Below are 14,140 nucleotides of genomic sequence, written 5' to 3'. Positions count from 1 at the left end.
GCTAAATGATTTGTTTCTATCGTTCATTTTAGTTATGAGGTGTCAAGAAAGGCTCAGTGAAATTGTCAAGAATCTATCAAGATTCCAGTCTGCCTAATCGGTAGCCCACGCCCCACACTGTTTCAATGTATTCACTTTCTGGAGCAATAGCCGCAAGCTTGGTTCGCAACGAACTGACATGCACATTGATCGTATGACCATCATCGCGGTATAGATCCTGCCAAACGCTTTCAAAAATATTTTGCTTTGAAAAAACCTTATTTGGATGCAGCATTAATAATGCTAGTATTTCAAACTCGGTACTAGTTAATTGCAACTCCTGCTGATTCAAAACGGCTCTGCGCTCCTCGCGGTTCAGAGTTAGCTGTCCATGCCGCAATTCTGCGAAAGTTTCCTTTTTGATCGGGGTATTTCTTCTTAGTACTGCCTCCGCTCGTGCTGTCAGCTCATCAATATCAAAAGGCTTCGTCACATAATCATCAGCACCGATTTTCAGCAGATCGACTTTGGTAGTCACCAGCTCTTTAGCTGAAATAATGATCACCGGCACATCCGAAAACGTCCGCAGCTTCACTAAGACGGAATCGCCGCTTTTATACGGCAAGTTCAGATCCAGAAAAACCAAGTCAAAGGACTCTTTTTCTAAATAATCGATCCCCGCAAGTCCATCATAGGCAACTATACATTCCCAGCTATTTTTTTCCATCACCTTTTTTAACATCGAACATATCGCTGGATCGTCATCAATGATCAATACTTTCATGCAAGTCCCTCTTTTCTTTAGCAGATCGGCCATGTTTCTTCTCATTACTTCTATTATATACAAGTATCAATTATCTGCCTATCCAATGTCGAGATCCTGCTGACCGAAGCTAGTTCATTTTAAGGCGTACATTTTTCGAAAAAAACGAAAAATTACACTAAAAAAGCCGCTCCATTTAAGTCTGGAGCGACTTCCTACTATCAATAATGCTTTAATTATCCTTCTGGATGCAATATATTGTGCGTCTTTTTTAGGACCTCGTCAGTGTAGTCTGTCAAGCTTTGATAAACTTCTTCATTCAACCGTTGATAGATTGCCACGTTTTCTGGCTCTGGTGTGAAGACATCTTTCACTTTAACCATTTTTTCAACGGCCTCTTCATACGATTCATAAATCCCTAAACCAACTGCAGCGTTGATTGCAGCTCCGACACTGGCACTTCCGTTGACAACGTTTCTCTTGATTGGCAAATTAAAGACATCCGCAAAAATCTGCATCAACAGGTCACTATTGGAACCCCCACCGGTAACGATAACCTCATCGATTGGGTGCCCCATTTCATCCGTCATTTTCGTGACATTATTTTTCATCGTATAAGCGATTCCTTCCAGAATCGAACGATAGAGATAACGATAATCATGATGAGCATTAAAGCCGATCATTACGCCGCGCTTAAATGGTTCCCAAGGATTGGCTAACCAATCCAATTTCGTCATCAAGCCATCACTTCCGGCTGGAATATTAGCCGCTTGCTCATTTAAATATTCCTCTTCACTAATCCCTTGGTAGTTAGAACGAATACTGATTTTTTCGCCCAAAAGATCTTTGAACCAAGAAACAGTCCACATCCCGCGGCGAATCCCATAGCCTTCATAGATATAACGACCAGGCATCGATGACAGGATTCCCCAATAATTCACAGCATCGCTAGGCGGCATTTGCTTGCCCATCATCATACTGCAAATATACGTTCCTAAAGAAACGACAGCGCTCGTATCCTGGATCAGGCCTGCACCTAACGCTTCAACCGCTTTATCACTGGTCGTCGCGAACACCGGCAGCCCTTCAGGAAATCCAGTCTTTTCGCTTGCTTCTTTCGTAATGGTCCCCAGCTGTTCGCCAGGCTTGACTGCTTCAAACAACATGTCTTCTGGTAAGTTGTATTGCTTTAGCACTTCCTCATTAGTCGACCAGTCCCATGACTCATAATCAACCGGCCATTGACCAAAGTTGTTGCCAATATTATCTTTGAACTCACCCGTTAATCGATGAGTGATATACCCGCTGGTCGATGTCACATATTGAACATCCGGATTATCATGAACATAAGGTGTTGAGGTCCGCTTGTCCATCCAGCTGATTACCGGCTGAGCCAATGTACCGTCCTTTTTCAATAGCACACGGCAGCAGCGGATAAATCCCAGCCCGATCCCTACGATATTTTCTTTACGTACGCCAAACTCATCCATCGCTTTATTCGCTGCAACGCATAGCGAATCCCACAAATCATCACCTGGGTGTTCCACGACGACATCCTCGCCTAAATGCATCGGACGCAACGCCTCTTTGCCCTCGCCTACAATATTTCCTTCTAGATCAAAAATGACGATTTTCGTACTTTGGCTTCCGCCGTCAATCCCGACAATATATTTCTTCTCCATAGTCTCTCCTTGATATTTTTCTTCTATAATAATAGGCGAACTAACGGACTAAGAATCCACCGTCGACTGCCAAGATATGTCCGTTAACAAAGTGTGACGCTTCTGATGCTAAGAAGGCTGTTGCTCCCATCAAATCTGCTACATCGCCCCAACGTCCTTCTGGTGTATGATCAACGATCCATTTGCTGCGTTCTGGGTCTTCAATGGATGCTTTTGCTGCATGGGTCTTGAAGTATCCTGGTGCGATTCCGTTCACTTGAATATTGTATTGCGCTAACTCATCACAGTACGCTTTCGTTAACCCAGCCAAGCCATGCTTAGACGCTGCATAAGCGGGTGCCCATTGTCCGCCCAAGAAAGAGAACATAGAACAAATGTTGATGATTTTCCCGCTCTTTTGAGGGATCATTACTTTTGCGGCTTCGTGACTCATATCAAAGGCTGCAGTTAGATTGATGTTGATTGTTGGATCCCATTTATCGCGGCCATAGCTCACTACATCATCACATGGGCAAATGCCTGCACAGTTTACTAAAATATCAACCGAACCAAATTCAGCGACACATTTTTCTACCACTTCCTGGCATACGCCATCTTTTGTGATGTCCGCTTCCATATAAGCCGTTTTTGCTCCGCGTTCTGCTAAAACTGCGTTAAATTCTGGATCATCAGGCATGATCGACGGCATGAAAATATTCGCTCCTGCTTCTGCTAAAGCCAATGAAAAAGCTTGTCCTAAGCCAGTATTCCCGCCTGTTACGATCGCGTTTTTGCCTTTGATGTGAAACATATCCATTTTAAAGTCTTTGATTTCCATTTTTCTACCTTCTTTTCTTTTATTTTTTTACCCGTCTTGGGCTATTCCTTAAGTTTGCTGCTCAGCTTCCTTGCAAATTCTGCCGCATCGCCATGGACGACGATACTAGCTAAATAATTCATCGGTGCACCAAGATCTGTATTCACCGAAATGACCTCTTTTACATTTTTTAATCCTTCGATATGTTGAGTCGATCCGTAAATTCCTAGTGCCAGATAAAGATCAGGACTGACTGTTTTACCTGATTGCCCTACCTGAATCTCCCTAGGTGCTTTTTTTCGATCAACCAGCTGCTTCGATACTGCTACAACACCCTTCAGCTCATCCGCCAAATCCTGCAATTGCTCAATCGGCTGCGTAAAACCGCCGCCCGCCGAAACGATCACCTCTGCCTCACGAATATCGACACCGTTTTGTTCACTCTCCACGATCTCCAACACTTCAATTGATGACGCTTTCAATTCTTCTGGAATAAAATCAATATACTCTGGTTCTTTAGTCAGATGCTCCCCATGAAAGACATTCGGATGGACACTGGCCATGATTGGTGATGATTCGCACACGATACTTGCCATAATATTGCCTGAAAAAGCCGGACGTACCAGTTTCTTGCCGCGTTTGTCGACGTGAATATCCGTAATATCAGCCACTAATCCTACCTCAAGCCGCATCGCTAATCGTGGCGCCACCATTCGCCCAAACTCTGTTGCTAGAATGATTATACTGTCAAACTGATACTTCCTGTGAACCTGTTCAATGATATCTGTTAATACGCGACTGTCCTTTGAATGGATCGCCGGAGCCTCAACATTGATCACTGCATCAAGTCCTTTTACTTTTTCAGTCAAATTGATCCCTAAACCATAAACGAAGGTCTCTTCTTCGCCAGCTAAACGATTGACTACATCCATCAAATCTAATGAATAATCGATTTGATCGTTATCTATCAGAATGAGTCCTTTAAACATTACAAGTACCCCTTTTCTTTTAGAAAATGAACCACTTCGTCGATGCCTTCATCGTCGACCTTCACCACTTTGTGTTCCACCTGTTCTCTTTTTACAACGACATTTTTTTTCACCTTGGTTGGTGAGCCCTTGCCGCCAATTTGTTCCGCTGGTAACTGCAGCTCCTCATTCGTTACCAAGGTAAATTGGTCATCCACATTTCTCCCGATATTTTCATACCTTACAAATCCTAGACGCAAATTCATTTGATGAGTGACACTCAATACGCTGGGATTATCGATTTTCAGGCGATACATTTTTTCCTCTTGCAATGCCTCAACGATCGAATACTCCGGCGTTGCTTCTTTGATCGCGACAATATTCGAAAATTGATTGATTCCCATCGTTTCTGCGATCTGCGGTCCAACATGGCCGGTTCCGCCATCTAAAGTATGGGTACCGGTAAGCAGCAAATCATAGTTCTGGGAGGAAAGATAGCTGGATAAAATTCGACTCGTTGCCAACGAATCACTGCCGGCAAAACGGCGATCACTGATCAATGTCGCGTGATCCGCACCCAGTCGGACAAAATCCTTCATCGGCTCTTCCAGCTTCATCGGTCCCATAGTAACGACTTCGACATAAGCAGCAGGGTTCTGCTTTTTATACCTCATGGCGAAAGCCGCCGCATTCCTATCATCTGGATTTAGAATCAGACGAGAAGCTTCACGATTGATCTTGTCTGTTTCATAATCATATTCAAATTTTTCCGTATCTGGAACGTATTTGACTAAGCAAATGATTTTCATACTTGCCCTTCCTATCACTTCACTCCCTTCAAGGACGAGTGTTCGCCCTTGAAGGAATCAGATAATTATTTTTGATACTTCAAGCCTTCTTGAACTGGATAGATATTTCCGAAGCTCATAACACCCTTCGGATCAAAGACTTCTTTCAAGCTTTCCAGCATGTAATAGGCTGATTGGTGCTCTTCTTTGGTCCATTCGTTACGATATTTCCCAATTCCGTGATGGTGACACATCGATCCGCCTAATTTCAGCGTTTCTTCTACAATGATCGCTTGGATCGGATGATGATAGATCTTCATTTCATCTTCTGGCTCACAATTGATGTCGTAGTTGTAGACGAAGTACATGTTCGTTCCGTTTAAGTAGCTGTGAGAAGAATGACCACCCAGCATAGTTAAATCCTCGGCACGAGGAAACTCGTTGCGAATTCTGTCAATGACGTTGTTATAAATTTTTGTGATGGTTTCCCAGTCTGCAGAAACTTCTGTTGTATAGCCATCGTGCTTGTCATTATCAATCATGCCTTGAATTTCGTCATCAATCGTTTGCTGTGTCCAGTTTAATTGGTTAAACCAGTTTTCAATTAATTGAGAATCTACTTGCTTCACGATACCTTCTTTAAATTTCTCGACCGCTTCTTCGATTCCCTTGCCTGTTGCTTCAACGATTCCTTCCGGGCCTTCCGCCATGAAAATCAAGACACATTTGCCTTCGTAGAAATGATAGAAGTGCTGGCGCGCATCCTCTGGTGAATAGGTCCGGGCAACCGATGGACGATAGCCGTTTACCATTACTTCGCGAAGAATCTTCACTCCATCTTCTACATCATTCACTAGATAACCAAAGAATTTATTATTATCTGGATAATATTTAAAGATTTTCACTGTGACTTCTGTGATATAGCAAAGCGTTCCTTCATTTCCAATCACAATGTGGCGAATATCAGGACCGCCTGCACGGCGAGAGATATTTTTGATACGAGAGATATGACCATTTGGGAAGACGCATTCAAGCCCTACCACCATATCCTCGATGCCGCCGTATAAAGTTGAAAATTGTCCGATTGAACGAGTCGCGACCAAGCCGCCGTATTGTGCGATCGGTTTTGATTGCGGCGAATGACCTGTGGTATAGCCGATTTTTCTAAGCTCATCTTCTAAAGCCTGTAAAGGAACCCCTGCTTGAACAGTTGCCTGCATGTTGTAAGGATCGATTTTCAAAATCTTGTTCATATGAGAACCGTCGATCACTAATGCCAAATCTTTCCAGTTTTCCAAACCGCCTTCAGTTGCGGTCTGACCACTTCGAGGAATAACGTTGATGTCATTTTCGTTACAATACATCAACAGTTCTTTAACTTCTTCTGCATTGTCGGGATAAACGACTGCAGTCGGCAGCGGATTGTCTAGAACCCCTTTAGCTTTCATATATTTACGATAGCGGTCAGAGGCAGCATCATATAATGTTGCATGATCTGTTACTACCTGCTCCTCAGAGACGATCTTTTTCACGTCCTTAATGATTGCTTCTTTCACCAATGTTTCAGAATTCATTCCATTAACTCCATTCATCTTTTTTTCGAAAGCGCTTTTCCTGAGTTCAGTATAAAGGGTTCATTCTCGTTTTACATTAAAATTTGATTAAATTTTCTATTTTATTCCATCTTTTTTACCCTTTATGGAAAATTTTCCATAATATGTTTGCTTTTTAGATTCTGGCTATGCTATTCTGAATTCAAGATAAAATACTGAAAATAAGGAGGCAGTCCTATGAAAATACAATTGGATCGTTTAAACGATTTAGAAATAACCATCCATAATCGCTTGTTGAAGGAAAGCCAAGAAAATCCAAGCTTAACAATCACTGAAGCCGCGAAGCTGACAGAGGTCTCTCCCTCAAAGGTCTCAAAGCTGGTCAAAAAAATGGGCTTTTCCGGCTATAAGGAATACTCCCGCTTTTTGACAGGCAAAGAATTAGTCAAGCAAAAAAAGTTGAACAGTGAGTTTGCCCGCATCAAAGAGTTCATTGAAAATTTTGATGAATCAACCGTTGATTATTTAGCTGACCTGATCCAGCAGTCAGAAAAAATTTTGCTTTTTGGGTATGGCCCGACAAGCTTTTGCATGGAATACTTTGAATACAAGCTGAACTTCACCTTAAACAAAAATGTCATTCGTGTAAGTCAGCCTTCCCTGATTCCTGACCTTCTGACAAAAGACTCCCTGCTGCTGATCTTTTCAGTTGCTGGGAAGTTCGCCAACTTCGATCCGCTGTTCGAGGAAGCCAAAAAGCATCAAGCAAAATCCCTGCTGGTAATGGAGGAGCTGAACACAAACCTATCTCTGGATGCCAGTGAAATCATCTTTTTGACAAAATCACACCAAGACGAGCACTTGAAATCCCATGAAAAAACGCGGACAATCCTGTTGATGTACATCGAAGAAGTTATCCGTAAACTAATGCAAGAAGACCTCCGCGAATAAAATCGCAGAGGTCTTCTTCATTTTTCACGATCAATCAGCTATTTCATGATCCAATCAAACAGCCAATCCATCATCATCGCAATAAAGGCACACAAAACGGCACCAACAATAATAATCGGACCGCCGTCAGTGATCGCGATTCCCCGCAAGATCACATCGCCGACTCCACCAGCCCCTACAAACGAACCAATTGTCGTGATACCCACTGAAATTACCAGTGCATTTCGCACACCAGCTAAAATCACCGGCAGCGCCAGCGGGATTTTGATCATATAGAGAATCTGATAACGATTCATGCCGATTCCTTTGGCACTATCGACATACATCGGATCGACATTGATCAGCCCAACATAGGTATTTTTAACGATCGGCAGCAAAGAATAGAGAACCACTGTCGCAACGACTGTATTTTGCCCCAATCCCATCAAAATCAAAAGGACGGTCAGCATCGCGATCGAAGGGATCGTTTGAATCACATTGATAATTCCGATCACGATATCAGAAAGCTTTTGCCGCTCAGACAATACGATTCCCAATGGAAATCCAATCAAGAAGGTCAATACAACACCAATCACCGAGATATAGACATGCACACCAAATTGTGTAATCAAGTACGAAGAGTTTTCACTTAAGTATTGCATCAGATTATCAATCATCAGCTTCCCTCCTCAAAAAAATTATGCTTTTCCAAAAAGCGCTGAGCAATGATTTTCGGCTCTAACAATTCATTGTCCGACTCATAGTTCAATTGCTGCATCGTTTCCGTATCGATCGTATCCTGCAATTTCAATAAAATTGGTTTCAATTCTGGATATTTTTTCAAGGTATCTCCCGAAACAACGACGCTCGCAGTGTACGGCGGGAAGAATTTCAAATCATCCTCCAGCATTACAAGATCATAGCTGCCTACTCGTCCATCAGTTGAATACCCCAAGATCACGTCTAATTCCTTCGAAACCAGCGCATCATACAGCAACCCCACCTGCATCGGATATACCCGTTGAAATTTTGTGTCATACGCTTCGGTATAGCCCTTATAGCCATCCCCTTCACGTTTATACCATGTCTGGTCAGAACCCAAGCGCATTTTCCCTGCGTGTTTTTTCAGATCGCTTACTTTTTTCAAGCCATATTTTTGCGCGGTTTCCTGAGTGACCATAAAAGTAAATTGATTAGAAAAGCCGTAGCTTGGAAACCAATCAAAACCAAAGCGTTGATCAAATTCCCTTTGGACGATTTTTAATGCCTTCGCAGGATCCTTTTCTGTCGGCAGTCCCAAAGTGCCAATTAAATCCGTTCCTGTATAACGTGTCGGCGCTATATCTAAGTCTCCCCGCACCATGGCCTCATGCATCAAGTTAGCCGAACCCAGGTTATTCAGATAGACAATATTTTTATCAGTGGCATGCTGCAGCAGCTCCACCACGATGTTCCCTAAAATCTGAGATTCGGAAGTTACTCCGCCAGCCACTGTGATCGTATCGTCCTTGTTAGAAAAATTCCCCATGATGAAGCTTCCGAAAAGCAGGAGCGTCGCCGCGGCTAGAAACATTCGCTTTTTCATCGACTCACCCTCTATCCATCGTTAATTTTAATTCTGAACGCTTCAACAGTGCATCCGAAAGCAGCGCCAGCAATGTAATCGGAATGGTTCCCATCATAACAAGATCCAGCCGATACAAATTCAGTCCGTTAAAAATGAAATCGCCTAAGCCGCCGGCACCAATATACGAAGCCAGAGTCGTCCAAGAAATCACGTAGACGGTAGATACCCGAATGCCTGCCATGATGACACCCATTGCCAGTGGCAATTCAATCTGCAGCAGCCGCTGCATTTGCGACATGCCCATTCCCTTAGCCGCATCTAAATAGGTCCCATCTACTGATTTGATACCAACATAGGTATTTCTTAAAATCGGCAGCAGCGAATATAAAAAGAGGGCGATCACTGCTGGAACCTTTCCAATTCCAAAGAAAGGAATCATGATCGATAGCAGCGCCAGCGATGGGATCGTTTGAAAGACGCCAACCACTTTGATCACCGTTTCCGAGCCTTTTTCTACGCGAGTCAAAAGTGCACCTAAAGGAACCGCTACAAGGATGCCAAGAAAAATCGCTAAAAAGGACAAATAGAAATGCTCCCAAAACTTCAATAAAATCTCATTCCCGTATTCAGTCCAAAAATTCATGTCATCACCTCCTATTGCCATTGTTCCTGTACGAGCGACACCAATGATGAGCGGGTCACGATGCCCACCAGATGATTGTCATCATCCACCACCGGCAAATATTTGAAGACATGGTTGATCAGCGGTTCGATCACATCAGCGACTCGGTCATTTTGATTGACACTCGCCGTATCCGTCCCCATCACATCGAAAACAGAAGTAGTTGGTTTCAATTTGGACATATTTCGTTCAATAAAATTGATATCGACAAAGCCCTTCAAGCAGTTTTGATCATCCACTACTAACAAAGTATCGACCTTTTTCTCTGACATTTGACGAATCGCGTCAGTAATCGATTTGCTTATTGAGATGGCTTCGACGCGCCCCACCATCAAATCAGACACCGTCATTTCGTTATTGTAATAGCTGTTGCGTTTGCGTTTTCCAATTAATTCTTCAACAAAGTCGTTGGCGGGATGTGCCAAAATCGTTTCGACTGTGTCGTATTGAACAATCTCGCCATGATCCATGATAATGATTTTATCTGCCAGCTTGATCGCCTCGTCCATGTCATGGGTGACAAAAACGATCGTCTTTTTCATCTCCTGCTGCAGTCCTTTAATCATTTCCTGCAAGGCATCCCGGGTAATCGGGTCCAACGCACCAAACGGCTCATCCATCAAAATGATGTCCTGACTGGCTGCAAGTGCTCGAATCACTCCGATGCGCTGCTGTTGACCCCCAGAAAGATTTTTAGGCTTGCGCTCTAAATATTCCAAAGGCAGATCGACACGCTGAATCAGCCGTTCGGCGATCCCTGACTTTTTTTCCTCGCTCCACTTCAAAAGCTTAGGCACGATCATAATATTTTCTCTGATTGTCATATGGGGAAATAGACCGATATTTTGGATAACGTAGCCGATTTTTCTCCGCAGCTCATCCTCATTCAACTTGGTAACATCTTGCCCGTTGATCTTGATGCTGCCCTCAGAAGGTTCAATCATCCGATTGATCATCCGCACCAAGGTGGTCTTCCCGCTCCCACTCGTGCCGATCACACAAATGAATTGATTGTCTTCAATCGTTAAATCAAAAGGATGGACTGCGATCGCCTTCTCACCGTACCTCTTTTCTACCTGTTCAAACTCGATCATACCAATGATCCCTCCATTTTTATGTAATTGTCGTGACAGACTGTCCTTGCCACGACGAACAAAATTATCTGATTACCTTACTAAATAGCCGCCGTCGACTGATAAAATATGACCATTCACAAAATTTGAGGCCGGGCTTGCTAAATAGACCACGGCTCCCATTAAATCTGCTTCCTCTCCCCAATAGCCAGCTGGAACATGAGCCAGAACGCTTTGATTAGCCGCTGTATTTTCCTGATCGCTTTTTGTCATGTCTGTCGCCAAATAACCGGGGGCGATCCCATTTACTTGAATACCATACATGGCTAACTCGTCACAATACGCTTTAGTTAAACCAACCAACCCATGTTTGGCTGCCGCATTTGCCGGCGATTGCTGCCCACCCAGAAAAGAAGCCAGTGAACAGATATTGATGATTTTGCCGCTTTTTTGCGGAATCATGACCTTTGCTGCTTCATGAGACATGTCAAAAGCAGCGGTCAAATTTAATTGGATCATCGGGTCCCATTTTGAGCGGTCGAAGGGAAGAACATCTGCTGAAAGATGCATCCCAGCACAATTCACCAGCACATCTACCGTCCCGAACACGTCAACACAATGTTCCACCACCTGCTGCGGCACCCCTTCTTCGGTTAAATCAACCTCCATGAAGACATAACAGGAGCCGATCTCTTCGATAATTTTCTGCGTTGTTCCATCATCATCGATCAAGCTTGGAACAAGAATGTTCGCCCCGCTTCTTGCCAAGGCTAATGAAAATGCGCGACCAATACCGGTATTTCCTCCGGTCACGATCGCAGTTTTTCCGGCTAGTGAAAAAAGATCCATACTGAATTCTGTGATTTCCATTTGTATCCCCCCATTGATATAAGCTTCATGCTAGAAATAGTTCCATTCTTTGTAGTACTTGTCGTTTTGTTGAAACGTGGATTGAAGACACCGCTCGCACTTTACGGTGTATTCATTTTTCGAAAACCGCAAAAAAAGCGAACACCAAATAAGCTGGTGTCCGCTTTTCTCTGTCCTCTTAGCATCAACTACCGTTTTTTAGTTTATATTTCCCAAACATCCATGTTTGTCGTTGAAATGGCTACCGCCCCTGCCTGTAATGCTGTCATGACTAATTCCTTATCGCAAACGAGTCCGCTGGCCACAATCGGAACGTCGACAACATCCTGTACCCAAGATAAAACCTTTGGCATCGCCCCAGGTAAAACCTCCACCACGTCTGCTTTTGATGTTCCCAATTGCTTCGGCAAATTATGAAAGGACTTTGAGTCGATTAGGAAGAAGCGATGGATGGTAAATAACCCTCTGGCATTTGCCGCCCGCAGCAGAATTGATTTTGAGCTGATAATGCCATCTGCTTTAGTCGCTCGCTTCAAATAATCAACTGCTGTTTCCTTCGTTGCCAATCCATCGATCAGATCCACATCTACCATCACGATCTTGCCCGCTTCCTTTAAACGATCGACGATATCCACGATACTGCAAACATCGCCATACAAGACGAAAATGATATCACTTTCGCAGGTCAAGGCCTTCTCAAAACTGCGCTTGCTGTTGATAGCGGCAATCAGCGGATTGTCCTCCATCATCTGAATAATTTTTCTTTTCATTTTTATCCTTATCCCTACTAAGTAATTTAATACGCTTTCATTCTAGCATACCTCACAAAGACTTACATGAGAAACCCCAGGAACATCTGCCCCTTTTTCTTAATATTTTTCTGCGATTTCACGATGCAGCTTCATTTGAAAAACTAGTATTTTCTCAGTCTAAGGGAAAACCAGTTTTTCGTCAATCAGCAAAAAGAAATTTCATCCGATTAAAAACGTTGAAATACCAAGGTTTTATTTGACTTTCAAGTGGCGTTTCTTTGCATTAAAAAAATTTTTGCATGGAAAAAGATGTTGACATCGTTTTCATATGCTTCTATACTTTGGGTGTTACTGGAGACCAGAGAGAAGTAACGCTTACTTAAGCGTTGCTTCTTTTTTGTTTTTTTGTAAAAGAATTCACAATCAGGAGGGTGTTATATGAACAAGCAAGCAGTAAAAAAATGGGGAACGTTGTTGCTACTGTCGGCCGGCGCTGGAATTATCTTTCAGCTTCCTTACATTCGGGAGACGTTTTATGTGCCGATCCAAAAAGCGATGAATCTGACCAACGCACAAATGGGGATGCTTTCGTCAGGCTACGCTACCATGGCGACCTTTTCGTACTTTATTGGCGGAATCGTAGCCGACAAATTTTCAGCTCGTAAGTTGCTGACCTTTTCATTTTTGGTGACAGGTGTCTTAGGCTTTTGGTTCTCAACTTTTCCAAGCTTCCAGATCGCACGGCTGATTTTCGTCTTGATGGGGATTTCCACCATCATCACCTATTGGTCCGCGGCTATCAAAGCTACTCGGATGTTGGGCGACAGTTCAGAACAAGGTCGGTTATTCGGTTGGCAGGAAGGTCTGCGGGGACTGTTGAACGCGTTACTGGTATTCGGTATGACTGCTGTCTATAGTCGTTTTTCAAACGAAGTCTTAGGAACTACTTGGGCTATTCGTGTTTGTGCAATTACTGTTATTATTATTGGTATTTTAAACTGGTTTGTTATTGAAGATACAGCAGCAGAATCACATACCGAACCGATCTCTAAAGTAGCGATCGGAATGTTCAAGACGTTAAAAATGCCCCGTACATGGGTATTAGTTGCCATTGTATTCTTTGCTTACAGTATTTACGGTATCTTAGGCTACATCAATACTTACGCAATCAATGTCTACGGTTTGTCTGTTGCAGGCGGAACTACACTAGGAGGAATACGTTATTTAGTACAAGCAGCCGGCGGGATCATCGGTGGGATCATTGCCGATAAATTAGGGTCACGTATCCGGATTATCATCGGCGGTGCTGGCTTATTAACACTTTGCTTCGCTGGGTTCCTAGTATTGCCGGAAAGTGCCGGCTTACTGTCAGCAGTTATCGCAAACTTTATCTTTGGATTGTTCCTTATTTACGTAGTCCGCAGCCAATACTTCGCAATCATTGATGATGCAGGATTCCCAGTTGAAATGACTGGTCGTGTATCCGGGATTGTTTCATGTCTGGGCTACTTGCCAGATGTTTTCATGTACACTATGATTGGCGGCTGGCTAGATTCAAATCCAGGTAAAGCGGGCTTCAACATGATGTTCATGTATGCGATCGCAATGGGTGTGGGTTGTATCATTTTCTCTCTGGTTCTCACTGCCATCATCAAAAAAGACAAAGCGGCAAGTGTTGCCTCTGCTAAAGTCGATTAAACAAAAAAGGTTTCATCCCTTCAGGTTTAAAGGGATGAA

The 14,140-nt window shown here is 43.3% G+C and carries 14 protein-coding genes; 2 read left to right on the top strand and 12 right to left on the bottom strand.

From position 1 onward, the window contains the following. Positions 1-76: 76 nt before the first annotated feature. From JZO85_RS13360 to JZO85_RS13335, 6 genes are all read right to left on the bottom strand, one after another. Positions 77-763, bottom strand: coding sequence for a response regulator transcription factor (locus tag JZO85_RS13360; protein WP_207109043.1), 687 nt, complete (start codon positions 761-763; stop codon positions 77-79). Between the two features lie 215 nt (positions 764-978). Beyond that, a complete protein-coding gene (locus JZO85_RS13355) occupies positions 979-2,424 on the bottom strand; it encodes an FGGY-family carbohydrate kinase (RefSeq protein WP_207109042.1) in 1,446 nt (481 codons plus the stop codon). A gap of 40 nt (positions 2,425-2,464) precedes the next feature. Further along, on the bottom strand, positions 2,465-3,241 hold the full coding sequence (locus tag JZO85_RS13350) for an SDR family oxidoreductase (protein ID WP_010743859.1): 777 nt from the start codon (positions 3,239-3,241) through the stop codon (positions 2,465-2,467). Positions 3,242-3,282: 41 nt separating this feature from the next. Continuing rightward, positions 3,283-4,209: an electron transfer flavoprotein subunit alpha/FixB family protein gene (locus JZO85_RS13345; protein ID WP_207109041.1), complete on the bottom strand. Its 927-nt coding sequence runs from the start codon at positions 4,207-4,209 to the stop codon at positions 3,283-3,285. Further along, positions 4,209-4,997: an electron transfer flavoprotein subunit beta/FixA family protein gene (locus JZO85_RS13340; protein ID WP_207109040.1), complete on the bottom strand. Its 789-nt coding sequence runs from the start codon at positions 4,995-4,997 to the stop codon at positions 4,209-4,211. The genes JZO85_RS13345 and JZO85_RS13340 overlap by 1 nt, the downstream gene beginning before the upstream one ends. Before the next feature lie 65 nt (positions 4,998-5,062). Beyond that, positions 5,063-6,550 (bottom strand): FAD-binding oxidoreductase, encoded by a 1,488-nt coding sequence (locus tag JZO85_RS13335; protein WP_207109039.1) that lies wholly within the window; start codon positions 6,548-6,550, stop codon positions 5,063-5,065. Between the two features lie 216 nt (positions 6,551-6,766). Here JZO85_RS13335 and JZO85_RS13330 point away from each other — a divergent pair, with 216 nt between their 5' ends. Beyond that, the gene (locus tag JZO85_RS13330; RefSeq protein WP_207109038.1) at positions 6,767-7,480 is read left to right on the top strand and encodes a MurR/RpiR family transcriptional regulator; all 714 of its coding nucleotides are present in this window, start codon (positions 6,767-6,769) and stop codon (positions 7,478-7,480) included. Positions 7,481-7,518: 38 nt separating this feature from the next. Here JZO85_RS13330 and JZO85_RS13325 read toward each other — a convergent pair whose 3' ends face one another. The 6 genes from JZO85_RS13325 to JZO85_RS13300 form a co-directional block, all read right to left on the bottom strand. After that, positions 7,519-8,136: an ABC transporter permease gene (locus tag JZO85_RS13325; protein ID WP_207109037.1), complete on the bottom strand. Its 618-nt coding sequence runs from the start codon at positions 8,134-8,136 to the stop codon at positions 7,519-7,521. Further along, positions 8,136-9,044, bottom strand: a complete 909-nt coding sequence (locus tag JZO85_RS13320; protein WP_207109036.1) for an osmoprotectant ABC transporter substrate-binding protein — start codon at positions 9,042-9,044, stop codon at positions 8,136-8,138. The genes JZO85_RS13325 and JZO85_RS13320 overlap by 1 nt, the downstream gene beginning before the upstream one ends. 4 nt (positions 9,045-9,048) lie before the next feature. Further along, on the bottom strand, positions 9,049-9,669 hold the full coding sequence (locus JZO85_RS13315; RefSeq protein ID WP_207109035.1) for an ABC transporter permease: 621 nt from the start codon (positions 9,667-9,669) through the stop codon (positions 9,049-9,051). Positions 9,670-9,680: 11 nt separating this feature from the next. Next, complete coding sequence (locus tag JZO85_RS13310) at positions 9,681-10,802, bottom strand: ABC transporter ATP-binding protein (RefSeq protein WP_207109034.1); 1,122 nt, start codon at positions 10,800-10,802, stop codon at positions 9,681-9,683. Positions 10,803-10,874: 72 nt separating this feature from the next. Next, positions 10,875-11,651: an SDR family oxidoreductase gene (locus tag JZO85_RS13305; RefSeq protein WP_242550361.1), complete on the bottom strand. Its 777-nt coding sequence runs from the start codon at positions 11,649-11,651 to the stop codon at positions 10,875-10,877. Between the two features lie 203 nt (positions 11,652-11,854). Continuing rightward, entirely contained in the window at positions 11,855-12,421 is a 567-nt protein-coding gene (locus tag JZO85_RS13300; RefSeq protein WP_207109033.1) for a glycerol-3-phosphate responsive antiterminator, read from the bottom strand. Positions 12,422-12,841: 420 nt separating this feature from the next. Between JZO85_RS13300 and JZO85_RS13295 the strand changes: the two genes are divergently transcribed. Further along, positions 12,842-14,101 (top strand): MFS transporter, encoded by a 1,260-nt coding sequence (locus JZO85_RS13295; RefSeq protein WP_207109032.1) that lies wholly within the window; start codon positions 12,842-12,844, stop codon positions 14,099-14,101. The last annotated feature ends 39 nt before the right edge of the window (positions 14,102-14,140 follow it).

This window comes from Candidatus Enterococcus murrayae, assembly GCF_017315985.1.
GTDB lineage: Bacteria > Bacillota > Bacilli > Lactobacillales > Enterococcaceae > Enterococcus_A > Enterococcus_A murrayae.
This window is presented reverse-complemented; position numbering and strand designations above follow the sequence as displayed.